Below are 18369 nucleotides of genomic sequence, written 5' to 3'. Positions count from 1 at the left end.
GGTTATCGGCCGGGGCAGAGCACGGCTTCCGCGGCCTTGTTGATGGCGTCACCGACGGCCATGGCCTTCTCGTTATCGATCTTCAGGGTGGCGGCCACCGCGAACTGGATCCGGCCGTCAGCGGAGGAGAAGGTGATGGAGTTGATTCCGGGCATGCCGCCCGATGCCGAAGAGACCGTTCCGCCGCACAGCTCCGGGAACGGCCGTGGCAGCTGTCGTTGCAGGTCCGACGGCACCAGTTTGCCCTGGTTGAGCGCGCGGTAGAAGGCACTGACGTCGTGCGCGGTGGAGATCGCTCCTTCGGCGCCGATGGTGGCGTTGAGCCGGTCGACGTCGCGTGGTACGCCCTTGGCGTCGGGGTGGTAGCCGTGTCCGTGCGGGCCCTTGATCTGGTCGGAGACCTTGGTGGCCAGATAGGTGTGCTTCATACCGAGCGGGGCGAACAGGCGCCGCTCGAACTCGGCGGCCCGGTCGTGTCCGGTCACCTTCTCAATGATCATGCCGAGGAGGACGTAGTTGGTGGTGGAGTAGCGGTACTGTCCCGGCTCGCCCTGGCGGGGGACGGTACGTGCGGCCTTGACCAGGTCGATCGGCTTGTAGGCGGTGGTGAAGTCGAAGACGTCGAACTTCCCGCTGTCGATGAAGTCGGGGATGCCGGAGGTGTGGCGGATCAGCTGCTGCACGGTGATCTCACCGGCCCGGTCCACATAGTCGTGTTCGGCCATCTCGGGCAGGACGTCGCTGAGCTTGTCGTCCAGGCTGAGCCTGCCCTCCCCGACCAGTTGCAGGATGATCGCGGCCTCCATGAGCTTGGTCTGGGACGCGATGCGGTAACGGGAGTTCGGGGGGATGCGCCCGCCCTTGCCGTCGAGCAGGCGCGAACCCGCCGTCCCCTGGCCCATTCGCTTGCCGTCGACGTACACCTCGCCGATGGCGCCCACCACGCCGGCGGTCTTCGCCACGTTCGTCATCGCCTGCTGGACGTCTCCCAGCTTGACCTCGTCGGCGGCGGTCGCGGGTGCTTGGAGACTCAACGCCAGCATGGCGGATGCCAGCCCGGTCAGGCCGGCCGTTCGTGCACGGCTCATTTCTTGTGATCCTCTCTCTGCGGGACTTCGAGGGTGATCACATCTACCGGGCGGCGCCTATCGGCGGGCGATCATCGGACCATATGTGGTCCATATGCGGGTGTTGCGATACTGCCCGGATGCGTGTGCTCCTGGTCGAAGACGAGCAGCCCCTGGCCGGGTACATCGAAGCGGGACTGCGCAAGCACGGTTTCGTCGTCGACGTCGCCCTGGACGGCCGGAGCGCGCTGGACAAGTGCGAGCTCACGCCGTACGAGGTGGTGGTCCTGGACCGGGACCTGCCGGTCGTGCACGGCGACGCGGTGTGCCGCCGGCTCGCCCACCGGGGCGAGTCACGGGTGCTGATGCTGACCGCGTCCGACGCGGTGGAGGACCGGGTCGGCGGGCTGATGCTGGGCGCGGACGACTACCTGGGCAAGCCGTTCGCGTTCTCCGAGCTGGTCGCCCGCGTGCAGGCCCTGGTGCGGCGCAGCGCCCCGGCTCGCCCGCCTGTGCTGCGCGCCGGCGATGTGGTGCTGGATCCGGCCCGGCGCAGCGCCGAGCGGGACGGGCGGCTGCTGCGGCTGACGCCCAAGGAGTTCGGCGTGCTGGAGCGGCTGCTCGCCGCCGGTGGAGACGTGGTCAGCGCGGAGACGCTGCTGGAGATGGTGTGGGACGAGCACGCGGACCCGTTCACCAACGCGGTCCGGATCACCGTCGGCACGCTGCGCCGCAAGCTCGGCGACCCGCCGGTGATCGAGACCGTCATCGGCGCCGGCTACCGGATCGGCGCCTGAGGATGGCCCGGCTCGGGATGGTCCGGCTCAGGATGGTCCGGCTGACCGCTCGGGCCCGGCTGGCCCTGCTGCAGACCGCCCTGGTGCTGGTCGCCGGGGCCGCGCTGACCGGGCTGACGTACCTGCTGATGCGGCGCCGCGCGTTCTTCACCCAGCTGGACCCGACCGGCACCTCTCCGCCGGGGACGACGGCGCAGGACGGGGCGCGCGCTCTGGCCGACCGGGTGCAGGCCGACACCCTGTCCGCGCTGCTGCCCCAGGCCGGTCTGGCGCTCGTCGTGGTGACTGCCCTGGCCGCTGTCCTGAGCTGGCTGGTGGCCGGGCAGGTGCTGCGGCCGATCCGAGTGATCTCCTCCGCCGCCCGGCGGCTGTCGGCCGAGAACCTCACCGAACGGGCCCCGATCACCACCCCCGCCGACGAGCTGTCGGCGCTGGCGGGCACGGTCAACGACATGTTGGACCGCATCCAGCGTGGCATCGCCGAGCGCGACCGGATCCTCGACAGCCAGCGGCTGTTCACCGCCAACGCCGCCCACGAACTGCGCACTCCACTGACCACCGCACGCACCGCGATCGACGTCACCCTGGACGGACACCCCCGCCGCGCCGAGCTGCTCGCGATGGCCGGTGACGTCCGCGACGCCGTCGAGCACATGCAGCGTGTCCTGGACGGCCTACTGCTGCTGGCCCGCAGCCAGGCCGGGCTCGCGGCGCGGCAACCGGCCGACCTGGCCGGCATCGCGGCCGCCGCCCTCGACGCCTGCCAAGCACGGGCGGCGGCCGCCGACCTCGCCGTCCGCCCCCGGCTCCGGCCGGCTCCGGTCACCGGCGAACCAGTCCTGCTGGAACGCATGATTGGCAACCTGGTCGACAACGCGATCCGCTACAACCGGACAGGCGGTCACCTGGCTGTCGACACCGGCACGGCAGACGGGCGCGCCGTCCTGCGGATCTCCAACACCGGCCGGAAGATCGCGCCCGGCGAGGCGCGGACGCTGCTGGAACCGTTCGTGCACGGGCAAGGTACCCGCGTCCGCACCGACGGCCTGGGGCTGGGACTGTCGATCGTCCGCGCGATCGCCCTCGCCCACCGAGGACGCATCGCAGTCACCGCCCGCACCGGCGGCGGCCTCGACATCACCATCGACCTCCCGCACGACTCGCGCGAGGGCAGAGCGGTCGGCACGATGGCCCTGTATTGACCCGCGGCGTTGCCGACGCCGGCATGGTCCGGCGAGCGCGCCGAGATCATGCGCCGGGCAAGGGATCCTAAGGCCCCCTCACGTCGCAGCAAGCCACGCGGCGTCAAGGGCGCGCGTGATCACGCGGTGCCAGCCGGCCGGCGCATGGGGTTCTCTGCTGGCGGTGCCGGCCAGCCAGAGCATGCAGAACAGGTCGTGCTCGGTGAAGTCCGGCGAGAGCGACCCGTCCGCATGTGCTGCGCGTACCAGGTCCTGACCCAGCTCGGCCGATCGGTCGCAGATCCCGAGCAGCGCGACGGCGTCCGGATAGCGGCGCAGGATCGCGTCGTTGAGCGCGGGGTCGTCCCGTTGCAGGTCGATCATGCCGTGCACGAACGCTTCGAGCCGCCGCCGAGGTGTGTCCTTCGCCATCACGGTGGCGGCGAGGGTTTGCAGTCTGTTGCCTGCGACGTCGGGTATCACCGCGTCGATCAGGCTCTCTCGTGACCCGAAGCGGTTGTAGAGGGTCCCGATGCTCACGCCCGCGGCTCGCGCGATCTCCTCCAGCGGGGCATCCAGGCCCTTGGCCAGGAAGACGTCGAGCGCGGCGGCGCGCAGCTTGGCCACGTTGTCCCGCGCATCGCGCCGGAGAGGCTTCGACTCGGTCATGTTCCATCCGTCACATCTTGAGGAACCACTCAAGTTAGGTGCTACTCTCTGATCCTGAGGCAGCACTCAACTTACCGGAGGGTGGCCACAAGATGGAAACGACCACTGGAGCCGCGGCTTCGACGCGGCTGACGATCGATGTGTGGGCGGACGTGCTCTGCCCCTGGTGCTACCTGGGCGAGCAGCGGCTGAGCGCCGCCATCGCCCAGTCGTCCCATGCCGATGACATCGAGCTGAAGGTCCATACCTTCCAGCTCGATCCCACCGCGCCCGCCGAGGTCTTCGCGACTCTCGACTACCTGTCGCAGAAGTACGGGGTCCCGGCGGCGCAGGCCCGGTCGATGGAGGAAGGGATGGCCGGGCAGGCCGCCGCCGAGGGACTGAGGTACGAGGTCGACCGTCCCGCGCGCAACACGTTCGACCTGCTGCGGCTGGTGCACCTGGGCGCGGAGTACGGCCTCTCGTGGGAGTACCTGCGTGCGATGCAGGCCGAGGTGTTCAGCGGCAACCCCGACGCGTTCGAGGGCGACACGCTGGTCCGGATCGGTGTGGAGCTGGGCATTCCCGCCGACGAGATCCGGGACGTGCTCGCCACCGGCCGCTACGCCGACGCCGTGCGCGCCGATCACGACGCCGCCGTGGCCCTGGGCGCGCGAGGGGTGCCGTTCACCGTCCTCGGCGAACGGCTCGGCATCCCGGGCGCGGTCAGCGTCAGCCAGTACGCGAGCGCCATCGACCAGGCGTGGGAGCAGGTCCATGGCTGACGACGCGCCTACGCCGGCGGTGCCGCTGCAGCTCATCGAAGGCGCCCCGGACGGCTACTGCGATCCCGTGACCGGAGTGTGCGTGGTGCCGGGCGCGGCAGAACCTGAGCCCACCGCCGACGCCGGCAACAGCGCGACAGGGAACGATCGAAAAGGACAACAGGGATGATTCTTGTAACAGGCGCAACCGGCAGCCTCGGCACCGCGGCCGTCGACCAGATGCTCACCAGGGTCGGGCCCGGCAGCGTCGCCGCCTTCGCGAGGAACGAGGCGAAGGCCGCACCTTTGCATGCGAAGGGCGTCGACATGCGGCTCGGGGACTATGACGACCCGGCCGCGCTCGCACGGGCGATGGAGGGCGTCAGCAAGGTGCTGCTCGTCTCCTCCACTGACCACGGCCAGCTCCTGACCCAGCATCAGAACGTCATCGACGCCGCGCGACAGGCCGGTGTCAAGCAGGTGGTCTACACGGGCACGGCGGTGAAGGACGCGGGCGCCTCACCGATGAGCCAGATGCTGCAGGCACATTGACGGCCACGAGGGAAAGACCTACGAACTCACGGCGTCCGAGCCCTACACGTTCGAGGACATCGCGCACGCGCTGTCCGAGCGTTCGGGAAAGCCCGTCCGGTACATCAGCCCCGAACCGCAGGCGTTCGAGGACGGCCTCCGCCGCGCGGGCGTCCCCGAGTTCGGCGTGGCGACCCTGTCCGCGTTCGTCACCGACATGCGAGAGGGGCGGTACGAGATCATCACGCAGGACCTCGAAGACCTGCTGGGCAGGAAGCCCACGTCGTTGGACGAAAGCCTGCAAGAGGTCTACGGCCTCTGAGCGGGATCCGCGAGCAACCGTCCGGAAGACCACAGCCCCGCCCGCCATCCACCTTCGGCGCGGAGACCTCGATTTCCACGGCCGATAACCGCTGCCGCGAGGAAGTCCTTTCAACCGTTCTCTCAACTGAGGAGACACAGCTGTGCCTGTCATCGCCATCGTCGGAGCCGGCCCGGGCCTGGGAATCGAGATAGCCCGCGCCTTCGGCGGCAAGGGCTTCACGGTCGCCATGGTCGCCCGTAACGCCACCAAACTCGACGGCCTGGCATCCGGCCTCCGTGCCGAAGGCATCGAGGCCGCCGGGTTCGTCGGCGACATCTACAAGCCCGAGACCATCACGGCGGCGTTCGCCGCCATCAAAGAGCGCTACGGCGCGATCGACGTCCTGGAGTTCTCGCCCGCCGATCGGAGCCTCGACGCCGTCGGGGTGCTCGACGTGACCCCCGAAAACCTCCAGCCGCAGCTCGACTTCTACCTCCACGGTGCCATCCACGCCGTCCGGCAGGTCGTCCCCGACATGATCACCGCCAGGACGGGGACGATCCTCGTCACCACCGGCGGCGGCTCGGTCACCCCGGTCCCTGCCCTGGCGAACATCACGCTCGCCGCCGCCGGGCTGCGCAACTGGACCCTGAACCTCCACAGCGAGCTCAAGCCGCACAACATCTACGTCGCGCACATCGCCATCAGCGCATGGATCGGAGCCGGCCACCCGGGCGCGGCGCCCGATGTCATCGCCAAGGCCTACACCGAGTTGTACGAGACGCGTACCGAACCCGAGCTGCACTACATCGCACTCGACGAACAACCGTGACGCGCACAGCACGAGACAGCTACGGGGCGAGATCCGCTCCCGCCGCGGAACGGTCAATCCTTCGGACGCGGACGAGCAGTCCGCTGCGCCGAGCCGTCGCAGCGCGTGTCCCGGGGCGGCCCTCCTAGAGCGCGGGAGAGGGTGAGGGCCGGTCAGTGGCGGGGTTGGGCGTGGCGGGGCAGCAGCCGTACCAGAAGGCAGCAGGACAGCAGGAGGGCCGCCACCACGCCGAGGCTGACCGTCGGGCCGGCGTGGAAGTAGACGGTGGTGAGGGCGGCGGCGCCGATGCTGTTGGCCAGCTGCTGGGTGGCCGACAGTGAGCCGCTGGCGCTGCCGGATTCGGCCGGGTCGACGTCGCCGAGAGTGATCTGGTAGACGGTGCCGAAGCAGGTGCCCAGACCCAGGCCGATCACGAACACCGGCAGGATGAGCGCGATGCCGGTGAGGAGCGTCAGGACGCCGGTCAGGGTGAGCAGCAGGCCGATGAGAATGAGCCTGCGGCCCAGCCGGGCGATGGACCGGTGTGTGGCGATCGAGGCGACCACGATGCCGGCGGCGACGGGCGCCAGGCCGAGGGAGGCGCCGCTGGGGGTGCGGCCGAGGTCGTTCTGCAGGTGAAGGGAGAGCACCAGCAGCAGGCCGGCGATGGCGGCGTTGAAGGCCAGGCCGAGGATCAGCCCGGAGGTGAAGCCGCGGTTGGTCAGCAGCGAGGGTTTGATGAGCGGCTGGGGCGCGGTGCGCTGGCGGCGGCAGAACAGGGCGAAGGACACCAGCCCGGCGCCCAGGCAGACGACCGGGGGCAGGCTCCAGCCGTGGCTGGTGCCGTCGATCAGGCCGTACAGCAGGGTGAGCATGGTGACGGCGAGCAGGGCTGAGCCGGGCGCGTCGACGGTGACGGCGCGGTCGCCGGGATCCGGGGGCAGCAGCCGTACGGCACAGGCGATCGCCAGGCCGCCGAGGGCGATGTTGATGAGGAACATGGCACGCCAGCCGAGGCCGAGCAGGTCGGCGTCGATGAGGAAGCCGGCGAGGACGGGGCCGCCGATGGCGGACAGGCCCAAGGCGGGGGCGAAGACGCTGAAGGCCGTGCCGAGCTGGTCACGGGGGAAGACGGCGCCGAGGATGCCGAAGCCCTGCGGGATGAGCAGGGCGCCGAACGCTCCTTGGAGCAGCCGGAACGCCACGATGGAGGCCGGGTCGAAGGCCAGGCCGCAGGCGATGGAGGCCAGGGTGAAGCCGGTGATGCCGACCAGGAACAGGCGGCGCCGGCCGTACTTGTCGCCGAGCCGTCCGCCGACCACCAGCAGCACGCCCATGGCCAGGGCGTAGGCGGCGCCGAGCCACTGGATGAGTGCCTGGCCGCCGTTCAGGTCGGCGGCGATGGCGGGGGCGGCGATGTTGGTGATGGTCGAATCCAGCAGGTCGAGGATGGAGGCGAACAGCACGACGGCGAGGACGGCCCAGCGCCGGCGCGCGGAGGTGGATGCAGGCGCGGGGCCCACAGGGGTGAGCATGAGGACTTCCCAAGAGGGTGAAGGGGGATGAACCCCGACCCGGGCAGGGCGGGGCGTGGACGGATGACGCTCATCGGGCGTTGAAGGCGGCGACGTTCTCCGCGGCCCACTGGGCGAAGGTGCGGGCGGGGGTGCCGAGGAGCGTCTGGGTGGTCTCGGCGATCGGGGCGGGACCGGCGGTGGCGGCGGCCCACAGGTCCAGCAGCGAGCCGGCGTAGGGGGCGGACATCCACCGGGTCATCTGCTGCTCGGCCTCGGCACGGGTGATCTCCAGGAGGGGGATGTCGCGGCCGATCGCGCCGGACAGGATGGCCAGTTGCTCGCGGAAGGTGAGCGACTGCGGCCCTGTGAGGGTGACCTGACGGCCGGTGAGCGTGTCGCCGGTCAGAGCGGCCACGGCGAGGTCGGCGATGTCGTCGGAGTGGATGGGCGCGATGTGCGCGTCGGGGTAGGCGAGCTGGATCGGCTGGTTCTGGCTGATGAGGTGGGCCCAGCCGAGGGCGTTGCCGGCGAAGGCGTCGGGGCGCAGGAAGGTGCAGGTCAGGCCGGAGGCGGTCAGGGCGCGTTCGACCTGGAGGCTGTGGGAGGCCAGCGGGTCGGTCTCGGCGCCGGGGGCCAGGACGGAGGAGGACGACAGCAGTACGACGTGCTCGACGCCGGCGTCCTGGGCGGTCTTGACGAAGGCGTCGATGCCGGCGGGCTCGGGGTAGAGGAAGACCTGGCGGACGCCGTCCAGCGCGGCGGGGAAGGTGTCGGGCTGGTCGAGCTTGAGTTGGGCGACCTTGACACCGGCGGGGGCGGTCAGGCCGGCGGGGTCGGCGCTGGCGGCGCGGGTGGGCAGGCCCGCGGTGACCAGGCGGTGGATGACGGCCTGGCCGACCTTGCCGCGGGCGCCGGTGATGAGGATGGTCATGGTGACTCCTGGGATAGTTGGTGCTTGAAGACACATGCATGCTGACATGCACATAAATTCGTGTCAACACATGTCTTGCTGGTTGCACAGAGATACGATGGGGGCATGGATGAGACAGCGACAGCCGAGGACCTGCTCAACGCCGTGGGGCCGGCCTTCTCCAAGCTGCGCCGCACCTCGCTGCTGGAGGTCGAGAACCCCATCTCGGCCAAGGACCTGAGCAGGACGCTCGTGCTGAACCTGGTCCTGGAGCACACCACCGGTCAGGACAAGGAGGTGACCGTCGGCGCGATAGCGGAGCTGCTGGCGGTGGACCCCTCGGTCGCCAGCCGCATGGTGAGCGACAACATCAAGGCGGGCTACCTGATCCGCGCCGCTTCCCAGCAGGACGGGCGGCGCACCGTGCTGCAGCTGAGTCCGGCGGGGGTCGAGCTCATGGAGCGCTTCCGCCGCCACCAGCGCGAGGCGTTCGAGTACATCACCGCCGACTGGAGCGAGGGCGACCGGCTCGAGTTCGCCCGGTTGATGCTCAAGTACGTCGACTCCCTGGCCCAGCTCCGCGACCGCACGACCAGGTGATCGAGTACGCCGGGGATGCGAGGGGTCGGCTCCGCCGGAAAATGCCTTTGGGCCTGGTGGGGAGCGCCCCTATCGTGGGCCGGTGACTACTCAAGTGATCGTGTTGAACGGCGGCTCCAGCTCGGGCAAGTCCGGGATCGTCCGGTGTCTGCAGGCGGTCCTGCCGGATCCATGGCTCGCCTTCGGGGTCGACTCGCTGATCGAGGCGATGCCGGCGTCCATGCAGGGATCGGACGGGGGCATCGAGTTCGCCCCGGACGGTGGGGTCAGTGTCGGGCCGCAGTTCCGGATGCTGGACGCGGCGTGGGCGGAAGGGGTCGCCGCGATGGTCCGTGCGGGCGCCCGGGTCATCGTCGACGACGTCTTCCTCGGTGGAGCCGCGTCCCAGGAGCGGTGGCAGAAGGCCCTTGCCGGGCTGGAGGTGCTGTGGGTCGGTGTCAAGTGTGAGAGCGCGGTCGCCGCGGGCCGTGAGATCGCCCGGGGAGACCGGGTCCGGGGGATGGCGGAGTTGCAGGCTGAGGTGGTCCACCAGGGCGTGACCTACGACCTGGAGGTGGACACCACGCGTGCCGAGTCCCTGGACTGCGCGCGGGCCATCGCCGCGCAGGTCAGGTGACGGAGCCCATGACCTCGCCCGCGTACGAGCTGCGCCCCGCCACCCCCGCCGACTACGACCCCATAGCCGCCGTCGTCGACGAGTGGTGGGGCCGGCCGATCCTGCCGTCCCTGCCCAGGCTCTTCCTCGACCACTTCCACCGGACGAGCCTGATCGCGGAGGGTCCGGCGGGCATGGCGGGGTTCCTGATCGGCTTCATCTCCCCGTCCGAGCCCGACGAGGCGTACATCCACTTCGTCGGCGTCTCCCCGGCGGCCAGGACGGGCGGCGTCGCCCGCGCCATGTACGAACGCTTCTTCGACCTGGCTCGCCGCCACGACCGCCGCGTCGTCAAGGCCATCACCTCGCCCGTCAACCAGACGTCCATAGCGTTCCACCGCCGCATGGGGTTCGAGGTCAGCGAGCCCGTCCCCGGCTACAACGGCCCGGGAACCGCCCTGGTGACCTTCAGGCGAAGCGTCTCCGATCATTAGGTGATCCCGCGTCGGGCACCTCGACCGACAACCGGAACCGGCCAGCGTGGACTTCGGCGGTTGACCTACCGGAGGCGGCGCGGGCGCGTTCGGCCACGCCGGACAGCCCCGTTCCATCGACGACGGGACCGTGCGCGCCGTCGTTGACGATGCCCAAGCGGACCTTCCCGTGCTGCCGGGACAGGGTGGCGGCGCAGGTGCCGCCGAGCGGCGTCCGGCGCGCCCGCGCGGCGTACCAGACGTGCCGCAGGTGCAGGCGACCGCCCCGACCGGCGCCAGCCGGACGGCGTGCTCGGACCGCCAGAACTCGCCCACCCTGTCCACCGCCCGTCCGCGTGTACCGGCTGAGCAGAGCAGGCGCCACGGCCGGGGGACGGCACCGGCGGTTGATTCCGCCGGTGGATGTCACTTTGCGTGACGTATAGCGTGCGTATCGTATGCATGCCTCGAAATCGGGAATGGCACACGACGATCACACGCGCAAGGAGGAACGGTGGCCGGACGTCGCGACCGGATAGGGCTGACCGGTGAACTGATCGCTGAGTTCGCCGGGACGATGGTGCTCATCCTGTTCGGCGTCGGCGTGGTCGCCCAGGTGGTCGCGGGCAAGCTCGGCGACCACGACAGCATCGCCTGGGCGTGGGGCATCGGCGTCACGCTGGGCGTCTACGTCGCGGGCCGGACCACGGGCGCGCACCTCAACCCGGCGGTCACGCTGGCGTTCGCGGTCTTCCGCGGCTTCGCCTGGGGCAAGGTCCTGCCGTACGCGCTGGCGCAGACGGCCGGGGCCTTCATCGCGGCGCTCCTCGTACGGTGGAACTACACCGAGGTGCTGACCATGGTCGACCCCGGGCTCACGATCAAGACCCAGGGCGTCTTCTCGACCCTTCCCGGCAACGGGGTGCTGCCGGTGAACATGTGGGGCGGGTTGCGCGACCAGATCATCGGCACCGCCATCCTGCTCTTCGTCATCTTCGCCGTGTCCGACGTCGCCAACATGGCCCCCAGCGCGAACCTCGGCCCTGTGGTCGTCGGCCTGCTCATCGTGGGGATCGGCATGTCCTTCGGCACCGACGCCGGCTACGCGATCAACCCCGCCCGCGACTTCGGGCCGCGCCTGGCGAGCTACCTCACCGGCTACTCCACCGCCTGGCGAGATCAGTACGGCGATCTGTACTTCTGGGTGCCGATCGTCGGCCCGCTGATCGGCGCTGTCGTCGGGGCCGGCCTGTACCAGGCGTGCATCGCCCGGTTCCTCCCGCCGAGCGAGGAGCGCGGGGTCGTGCAGCCGGTGGAGATCTGACCGGAATCTTGCAGAGGAGAAAGACATGCCCGAGTTCGTGGGAGCCGTCGACCAGGGCACCACCAGCACCCGATTCATGATCTTCGATCACGACGGCGCCGAGGTCGCCAAATACCAGCTCGAACACGAGCAGATCCTGCCGAAGGCGGGCTGGGTCGAGCACAACCCGATCGAGATCTGGACCGTGACGGCGGCCGTGATCCAGACGACGATCCAGCGTGCCGGGCTGCACGCCAAGGACCTGGCGGCCCTGGGCGTCACGAACCAGCGCGAGACCACGGTCGTCTGGAACCGGCGGACCGGCCGCCCGTACTACAACGCGATCGTGTGGCAGGACACCCGTACCGACCGGATCGCCGCCGCGCTGGAGCAGGACGGGCGCGGGGAGGTCATCCGCGACAGGACGGGCCTGCGGCCGGAGGCGTACTTCTCCGGCGGCAAGATCCAGTGGATCCTGGAGAACGTGGAAGGCGTCCGCGAGGACGCGGAGCGGGGCGAGGCCGTCTTCGGCAACACCGACACCTGGACCCTGTGGAACCTCACCGGCGGCGTCAAGGGCGGCGTGCACATCACCGACGTGACCAACGCCAGCCGGACGATGCTGATGGACCTGGAGACGCTCGACTGGGACGACGAGCTGCTGTCGTTCTTCGGGATCCCGCGCCGGATGATGCCCGAGATCCGGCCGTCGGCCGACCCCGCCATGTACGGGACCACGCTCCCGTACGGGCCGGTCGGCGGGGAGGTGCCGATCAGCGCGATCCTGGGGGACCAGCAGGCGGCCACCGTCGGCCAGGTCTGCTTCGCGCCCGGCGAGGCCAAGAACACCTACGGCACCGGCAACTTCCTGCTGCTCAACACCGGCACCGACCCCGTGCGCTCGCGCAGCGGGCTGCTCACCACGCCGGCCTACAAGTTCGGGGGCCAGCCGGCCGTGTTCGCGCTGGAGGGGTCCATCGCGGTGACCGGCTCGGCGGTGCAGTGGCTGCGCGACCAGCTCCACGTCATCACCTCGGCGGAGCAGAGCGAGGCACTCGCCCGGCAGGTGGAGGACTCCGGGGGGATGTACTTCGTGCCGGCGTTCTCCGGGCTGTTCGCCCCGTACTGGCGGGCCGACGCCCGCGGTGTGATCGTCGGCCTGTCGCGCTACAACACCGACGCCCACCTCGCCAGGGCCGCTCTGGAGGCGATCTGCTTCCAGAGCCGCGACGTCGTGGAGGCGATGCAGCAGGACTCCGGGGTGGTCCTGGACGTGCTCAAGGTGGACGGCGGCGTCACCTCGAACGACCTGTGCATGCAGCTCCAGTCCGACATCCTCGGCGTACCGGTCAGCCGCCCGGTCGTGTCGGAGACCACCGCGCTCGGGGCCGCGTACGCCGCCGGGCTCGCCTCCGGATACTGGAAGGACATCTCGGAGCTGCGGGCGCACTGGGCGGAGGACCGCCGCTGGGAGCCCCGGTGGAGCGAGGAGCGGCGGGAGGAGGCGTACGCGGGCTGGAAGAAGGCCGTGACCAGGTCGTTCGACTGGGCCTAGCTCACCACGTCCTTGCGCCGGAAGCGCCGGAACGCGAGCGCGATCAGGATGGCCGCGTACGTCACCGACACCGAGGCCCCCTTCGCCATGCCGCTCCAGTCGAGCTCCGGCATCAGCGCGTCGAGCCAGGCGTTGTTCCAGAACGTGGGCAGGAACTCGCGCAGCGAGCCCAGCGCCTCCACCGCCTGCAGGATGTTGCAGACGATCCAGAGCCCGACCGCCCCGCCGACCGCGCCGAGCGGGGAGTCGGTCATGGTCGAGACGAGGAACGCGAGCGCGGCCACCACCAGCTGGCTGACCAGCGCGTACCCGATCACGATGCCGAAGCGCGGCAGCACGTCCAGGGCCGCGATCGTCTCACCCGTGCCGGGCACCTGGATGTCGTTCCAGCCGAACGCCAGCGTGCCCGCCAGCAGCGCCATCAGCGGCAGGCAGATCACCGCCGCCGCCGAGTAGCCGAGCGCCACGATCAGCTTCTGGCGCAGCAGCCGGTCGCGGGGGACCGGCGCGGCCAGCAGGTAGCGCAGTGACGACCAGTTGGCCTCGCTGGCCACGGTGTCGCCGCAGAACAGCGCGACCGCCACCACCAGCAGGAAGCTGGCCGACACCGACAGGGCGAAGGCGGCGAAGTTCAGGCCGCTGGCCGTCGCCAGGTCGGAGATGCGCAGCGACGACTGCCCCTGCCCGCTCGGCTGCGGCCCGAACTGGAACGCGATCACCAGGATCCACGGCAGCGCCAGCAGCAGCCCGAACATGACCAGCGTCCGCCGCCGCTTGAACTGCCTGACGATCTCCACGCGCAGCGGCAGCGTGCGACGGGGCGCGTAGCCCGGCGCGGCGACGGTCATGACTTGTCTCCGATGAGGTCGAGGAACACGTCTTCCAGGCGCGGCCCGTGCCCGTTGGAGGGAACGGCCGCGGTGAGCAGCCGCGACACCGGCCCGGTCGAGACCAGGCGGCCCCGGTGCATGACCACGACGTGGCTGCAGGTCTGCTCGACCTCGGCCAGCATGTGGCTGGAGACGATCACGGTACGGCCGTCCTGCGCGTAGCGCTTGAGCACCTCGCGCATCTCCCGGATCTGGGGCGGGTCGAGTCCGTTCGTGGGCTCGTCGAGCACCAGCAGGTCCGGGAGTCCGAGCATGGCCTGGGCGATGGCCAGCCGCTGGCGCATGCCCTGCGAGTACGTGCGGACGGCCCGGTCCAGGGCCTTGCCCAGGCCGGCGATCTCCAGTGCCTCGTCGAAGTGCGCGTCGGCGGTGGGCCGTCCGGTGGCGGCCCAGTAGAGCTCGATGTTGTCCCGCCCGGACAGGTGCGGCAGGAACCCGGGCCCCTCGACGAACGACCCGAGCCTGGACAGCACGGGCGCCCCCGGCGTGACGCGGTCACCGAAGATCCGGATCTCGCCGCCGTCCGGCTGGATGAGGCCCATCATCATGCGCATCGTGGTCGTCTTGCCCGCGCCGTTCGGCCCGAGCAGGCCCAGGACCTGGCCCCGCTCGACGCGGAACGACAGCCCGTCCACGGCCAGCTCCCCGTTCCGGTACGCCTTGGTCAGCCCGCTGATCTCCAGCGGCACCTCCTTGTCGCCGGCCGCGTCAGGCGCCTCGCCGTTCCCCAGGGAGCTGGGCACGGTCCGGCGGCGGGACGGCGTGCGCCCCGTCGCCAGCAGCACGGCGGCGACGACCACGGCGGCCAGCGGCATCGCCCACACCCACCACGCCACGCCGGTCGGCGGGGCGGCGAGCGTGCGCACCGTCGGCACGGCGAGCGCGGGGGAGGCCAGGGACACCTGGTACGAAGCGGGCTCGGCGGCGGTCGCGAACCCCATGTCCGTCGTGGTCAGGACCAGCCGGAGCCGGTGGCCCACGGCGAAGCGGTAGTCCACGGCCGGTAGGGTGACGGTGACCTCCGCGCTGCCCGCGCCCTCCGGGATCGGCACCCGGACCGGCGCCACCAGCCCGGCGGGCAGGATGGGCGGCTGGGTGCCGTCGGCCACGTCGTAGAGCTTGGCGAACAGCGTCGCCTCGCCCTTGCCCGACACCTTGACCCTGACCGTGGAACTGCCGGTGAGCTGGAGCGGGGCGGTGAGCGGACGTGACTCGAACGCGGCGCTCTGGCCCGGCATGTCGATGGACACGCCGGTGCTGCCCTGGCCGCCGCCCAGCAGGCCGCCGATGCCGGGCACCGTCGAGATGGAGGCGGGGGCACCGCCCGGCGGGTTGACGATGTTCTGGGCGGGGCCGTTCAGCTGGACCGCGGTGGTGTCGGTGCCGGCCAGGCCGGGGTAGGAGGCGGCCTCCGGGTGGAGGCGGATGCGCTGGCGGGTGCCGGGGTCGCGGCCGCCGTCGCGCGTCACCGTGAACGCGCTCACCGCCGGGGCGGACTTGTCGCCCTTCAGGTAGCGGGCGAACCAGGCCGTGGACTGCTCGAACACCCAGTCCGCCTCGCCGTTGCCGCCGTCGTGCCCGCCGTCGAACCAGGCCAGGCTCACCGGGGTGCCGGTGGCGGCGATCGCCTTGGCGTTGGCGTCGGCGTGGCCGAGGGGGAAGAGCGAGTCGCGCTGGCCCTGGATGAGCAGGGTCGGCGCCTTGATCTGGCCGGCCACGGTGATCGGGCTCGACTTGCGCAGCAGGGCGACGGCTTCCGGCGTGGCCTTGCCGTCCTTGGCGACCTGCTGGTAGACGTCGCAGATCGCGGGCAGGAACCTACCGCACCGCGCCTGCTCGGGCGTCAGCGGGCCGGCGGCGGCCTGCCGCCCTCCCCGCGCCGCGAAGCTGTCCAGCGAGACGCCCTGGCCGAAGAAGATGCCGGCCCACATGCGCTTGAAGACCCCGTGCGCGGCGTCCTGGCCGATGGCGGCGGGGCCGGCGCCCTGCGCGGCGGCGTTGGGGAAGAGCGCGTCGGCCAGGTCGGCCCAGGTGATCTGGGGCACGATGGCGTCGACCCGGTGGTCGTAGGCGGCCGTCATCAGGGCGATGGCGCCGCCGTACGAGCCGCCCGCGATGCCCACGCGCGGGTCGTTCGCGGCGTCGAGCTGGACCTCCGGGCGCTTGGCCAGCCAGTCGATCAGCTGCTTGACGTCCTTGACCTCGTAGTCGGCCGAGTTGAGCGCGATCTCGCCGGTCGAGCGCCCGAACCCGCGCGCCGACCAGGTCAGCACGGCGTAGCCCTGCTGGGCGATCCGGACGGCCTGGTCCCGCACGCTCTGCTTGCTGCCGCCGAAGCCGTGCCCGATCAGCACGGCTGGAGCCTTCCCGCCGTCGGGCGGCGGGAAGAAGGTCGTATCGAGCTCCACCCGTTGGTCGTCGCCGGGTCCGTCGACGACGCTGATTGTCTGGTCCTGGCCCCGCACCCCAGGAGCCGACGGCCACACGAGCCACGTCGTCACCCCGATGAGGGCGAGCGCCGCTACCAGCGCGGCCACACGCTTCATGACCGTGAGCTTACTTTCCGCACCTGAGAGATCCCTGAGATCAGGGGTTGAGCTGCGGGATCAGGCCAGGGATCAGGCCAGGATGGCGTAGACGGTCGTCGCGTGGGCGGCGGTCTCGCGGCTGCCGGCGGCCGTGAGGGTGACGTCGGAGAAGGCCAGCGTGCGGCCCAGCTTCGTGATGCGGACGTCGATCAGGACGTCCTTGCCCATCACCGGCCGCTGGAACGCCGTCGACTGCTGCACGGTGGTCATCGGCACGAACTCGCCGCGGGCCGAGGAGATGGCGATGACCGTGGCGGTGTCGGCGGCCGCCATCATCGCCTGGCCGCACAGCCCGCCGCCCTCCCTGGCCAGGTCGTCGGACCACGGGAGCCGTACGACGGCGTGGCGCTCGCCCACCTCCTCCACGCGCAACCCGAGCCGCTGGATCCAGGGGGCGAAGTATTCCTGGAGGATCGCCTCTGCGTCTTCTGGAGTCACGCGCTCATGATGCCCGCCGGAGCGCCCCGCCGCTCCTGGCTCGATCGCTTGCGTCCTGTCAGGGTGCCGGTATAGGGCGGGAATAGGACGTACGAGTGCGGGGGGTGGGCGGCATGGCGGGTGCGAGCGGGCGGCCGGTGGTCGAGGTGTTCCTGCCGGCCACCTACGAGTCGGCCGTCCCGTACGAGCTGTTCGCCGCGTTGCGGGAGGAGTCCCCGGTCTGCCGGATCCCGGAGCCCGCCGTCGGCCCCTGGCGGGAGGGCCCCGGCTACTGGGGGGTGTTCAGGCACGCCGACGTCAAACACGTGCTGCGCAGCCCCGTGGACTTCTCCTCGCATCTCGGCGCCACCCAGATCCGTGACCCTGACACCCCGGGCGACCTGGCGTTCGTGCAGGTCCAGATGCTGAATATGGACCCGCCCGAGCACTCCAGGCTGCGCAGGATCGTGGCGGCGGCCTTCACCCCGCGGGCCGTGCGCGCCCTGGAGCGCACGATCGCCGGGCGGGCCGCGGCGCTGTTCGCGCAGGGCGAGTGCGACTTCGTGGAGGTGGCCGCCGACCTGCCCGTGTGGACGCTGGCCCACGTCATGGGGGTCCCGGCGCAGGACAAGCGGCTGCTGTACGACTGGGCGTCACGCGTGATCGGCTACCAGGACGCCGACTACGCGGGCCTGTCCACGGCCGACGTCGAGTCGCTCACCCCGATGGGCCGCCTGGCCGTCGCGTCCAGGCCGGAGCTCGCGCCGGGGGCGAACCCGCGCTCGAAGTCCGCGCTGGCCGACATGTTCGCCTACGCGCACGCCCTGGCCGAGACCCCCGGGGACGGCGAGTCCGTCATGTCGGCCATGCGGAAGGGCGGCCTGACGGAGGCGGAGTTCGAGAACATGTTCTTCCTCTTCGCCGTCGCGGGCAACGAGACCCTGCGCAACGGCATCCCCGGAGGGCTGCTCACGCTCCTCCAGCACCCCGCGGAGCTGGCCCGCCTGCGCGCGGACCCGTCGCTGCTCGGCTCCGCCATCGAGGAGATGCTCCGCTTCTGGCCTCCCGTCATGCACTTCCGGCGGACGGCCACGCGCGACCTCACCCTGGGCGGCCGGCACATCCGCGCCGGGGACAAGGTGGTCGTCTACCACGCCTCCGCCAACCGCGACCCGTCCGTCTTCCCCGACCCCGACCGCTTCGACATCGTCCGCACCCCGAACGACCACGTCAGCTTCGGCTTCGGCCCCCACTTCTGCCTCGGCGCCCACCTGGCCCGCGCGCAGTTCCGCTCGGTGTTCACGGAGCTGCTGCGCGAGTGGGACGTCGAGCCGGCGGGCAGCCCGCGACGGCTGACGTCCAACTTCCAGAACGGGCTCAAGCACCTCCCGGTACGGCTGACAAGGCGCTCCTGACCG

Annotated in this window: 20 protein-coding genes; 13 read left to right on the top strand and 7 right to left on the bottom strand. The window is 70.9% G+C overall.

All coding sequences use genetic code 11. From position 1 onward, the window contains the following. Positions 1 to 2: 2 nt before the first annotated feature. Positions 3 to 1088 (bottom strand): serine hydrolase domain-containing protein, encoded by a 1086-nt coding sequence (locus ACIBI9_RS09385; protein WP_397221464.1) that lies wholly within the window; start codon positions 1086 to 1088, stop codon positions 3 to 5. 119 nt (positions 1089 to 1207) lie between these two features. Here ACIBI9_RS09385 and ACIBI9_RS09380 point away from each other — a divergent pair, with 119 nt between their 5' ends. Beyond that, on the top strand, positions 1208 to 1864 hold the full coding sequence (locus ACIBI9_RS09380) for a response regulator transcription factor (RefSeq protein WP_397221462.1): 657 nt from the start codon (positions 1208 to 1210) through the stop codon (positions 1862 to 1864). 17 nt (positions 1865 to 1881) lie between these two features. Next, positions 1882 to 3066, top strand: coding sequence for a sensor histidine kinase (locus tag ACIBI9_RS09375; protein WP_397221461.1), 1185 nt, complete (start codon positions 1882 to 1884; stop codon positions 3064 to 3066). A gap of 78 nt (positions 3067 to 3144) precedes the next feature. On the opposite strand, the gene ACIBI9_RS09370 is transcribed toward ACIBI9_RS09375, so the two are convergent. Further along, positions 3145 to 3672: a TetR/AcrR family transcriptional regulator gene (locus ACIBI9_RS09370; RefSeq protein WP_397221460.1), complete on the bottom strand. Its 528-nt coding sequence runs from the start codon at positions 3670 to 3672 to the stop codon at positions 3145 to 3147. 134 nt (positions 3673 to 3806) lie between these two features. On the opposite strand from ACIBI9_RS09370, the gene ACIBI9_RS09365 reads away from it, so the two are divergent. From ACIBI9_RS09365 to ACIBI9_RS09345, 5 genes are all read left to right on the top strand, one after another. Next, a complete protein-coding gene (locus ACIBI9_RS09365; RefSeq protein ID WP_397221458.1) occupies positions 3807 to 4478 on the top strand; it encodes a DsbA family protein in 672 nt (223 codons plus the stop codon). Continuing rightward, the gene (locus tag ACIBI9_RS09360) at positions 4471 to 4647 is read left to right on the top strand and encodes a hypothetical protein (RefSeq protein ID WP_397221457.1); all 177 of its coding nucleotides are present in this window, start codon (positions 4471 to 4473) and stop codon (positions 4645 to 4647) included. Before ACIBI9_RS09365 ends, ACIBI9_RS09360 begins: the two co-directional genes overlap by 8 nt. Then, a complete protein-coding gene (locus ACIBI9_RS09355; RefSeq protein ID WP_397221456.1) occupies positions 4644 to 5009 on the top strand; it encodes an NAD(P)H-binding protein in 366 nt (121 codons plus the stop codon). The genes ACIBI9_RS09360 and ACIBI9_RS09355 overlap by 4 nt, the downstream gene beginning before the upstream one ends. Before the next feature lie 166 nt (positions 5010 to 5175). Beyond that, positions 5176 to 5310, top strand: coding sequence for a hypothetical protein (locus tag ACIBI9_RS09350; RefSeq protein WP_397221455.1), 135 nt, complete (start codon positions 5176 to 5178; stop codon positions 5308 to 5310). A gap of 142 nt (positions 5311 to 5452) precedes the next feature. Then, positions 5453 to 6124: an SDR family NAD(P)-dependent oxidoreductase gene (locus ACIBI9_RS09345; RefSeq protein ID WP_397221454.1), complete on the top strand. Its 672-nt coding sequence runs from the start codon at positions 5453 to 5455 to the stop codon at positions 6122 to 6124. A gap of 152 nt (positions 6125 to 6276) precedes the next feature. Here ACIBI9_RS09345 and ACIBI9_RS09340 read toward each other — a convergent pair whose 3' ends face one another. Both ACIBI9_RS09340 and ACIBI9_RS09335 read right to left on the bottom strand, forming a co-directional pair. Beyond that, positions 6277 to 7638, bottom strand: coding sequence for an MFS transporter (locus ACIBI9_RS09340; RefSeq protein ID WP_397221453.1), 1362 nt, complete (start codon positions 7636 to 7638; stop codon positions 6277 to 6279). Between the two features lie 70 nt (positions 7639 to 7708). Further along, positions 7709 to 8551: an NAD(P)H-binding protein gene (locus ACIBI9_RS09335; RefSeq protein WP_397221451.1), complete on the bottom strand. Its 843-nt coding sequence runs from the start codon at positions 8549 to 8551 to the stop codon at positions 7709 to 7711. Positions 8552 to 8656: 105 nt separating this feature from the next. Here ACIBI9_RS09335 and ACIBI9_RS09330 point away from each other — a divergent pair, with 105 nt between their 5' ends. The 5 genes from ACIBI9_RS09330 to glpK all read left to right on the top strand — a co-directional run bounded on the left by ACIBI9_RS09330 (position 8657) and on the right by glpK (position 13056). Next, positions 8657 to 9130, top strand: coding sequence for a MarR family winged helix-turn-helix transcriptional regulator (locus ACIBI9_RS09330; RefSeq protein ID WP_397221449.1), 474 nt, complete (start codon positions 8657 to 8659; stop codon positions 9128 to 9130). An 82-nt stretch (positions 9131 to 9212) separates the two neighbouring features. Further along, positions 9213 to 9746: a chloramphenicol phosphotransferase CPT gene (gene cpt, locus ACIBI9_RS09325; protein ID WP_397221447.1), complete on the top strand. Its 534-nt coding sequence runs from the start codon at positions 9213 to 9215 to the stop codon at positions 9744 to 9746. Between the two features lie 8 nt (positions 9747 to 9754). Continuing rightward, positions 9755 to 10219 carry a GNAT family N-acetyltransferase gene (locus ACIBI9_RS09320; protein ID WP_397221446.1) on the top strand — a complete coding sequence of 155 codons (465 nt, stop codon included), beginning with the start codon at positions 9755 to 9757 and terminating at the stop codon, positions 10217 to 10219. Between the two features lie 493 nt (positions 10220 to 10712). Next, entirely contained in the window at positions 10713 to 11522 is an 810-nt protein-coding gene (locus ACIBI9_RS09315; RefSeq protein ID WP_397221445.1) for an MIP/aquaporin family protein, read from the top strand. 25 nt (positions 11523 to 11547) lie between these two features. After that, complete coding sequence (gene glpK / locus ACIBI9_RS09310; RefSeq protein ID WP_397221443.1) at positions 11548 to 13056, top strand: glycerol kinase GlpK; 1509 nt, start codon at positions 11548 to 11550, stop codon at positions 13054 to 13056. Here the strand turns inward: glpK and ACIBI9_RS09305 are convergent. The 3 genes from ACIBI9_RS09305 to ACIBI9_RS09295 form a co-directional block, all read right to left on the bottom strand. Continuing rightward, positions 13053 to 13904, bottom strand: coding sequence for an ABC transporter permease (locus tag ACIBI9_RS09305; RefSeq protein ID WP_397221441.1), 852 nt, complete (start codon positions 13902 to 13904; stop codon positions 13053 to 13055). The genes glpK and ACIBI9_RS09305 overlap by 4 nt on opposite strands. Next, on the bottom strand, positions 13901 to 16492 hold the full coding sequence (locus ACIBI9_RS09300; protein ID WP_397221440.1) for an alpha/beta fold hydrolase: 2592 nt from the start codon (positions 16490 to 16492) through the stop codon (positions 13901 to 13903). Before ACIBI9_RS09300 ends, ACIBI9_RS09305 begins: the two co-directional genes overlap by 4 nt. Before the next feature lie 72 nt (positions 16493 to 16564). Beyond that, the gene (locus tag ACIBI9_RS09295; RefSeq protein WP_397221439.1) at positions 16565 to 16972 is read right to left on the bottom strand and encodes a PaaI family thioesterase; all 408 of its coding nucleotides are present in this window, start codon (positions 16970 to 16972) and stop codon (positions 16565 to 16567) included. Between the two features lie 113 nt (positions 16973 to 17085). On the opposite strand from ACIBI9_RS09295, the gene ACIBI9_RS09290 reads away from it, so the two are divergent. Next, positions 17086 to 18366 (top strand): cytochrome P450, encoded by a 1281-nt coding sequence (locus ACIBI9_RS09290; protein ID WP_397221438.1) that lies wholly within the window; start codon positions 17086 to 17088, stop codon positions 18364 to 18366. The last annotated feature ends 3 nt before the right edge of the window (positions 18367 to 18369 follow it).

It is taken from the genome of Nonomuraea sp. NPDC050451 (assembly GCF_044458585.1).
This window is presented reverse-complemented; position numbering and strand designations above follow the sequence as displayed.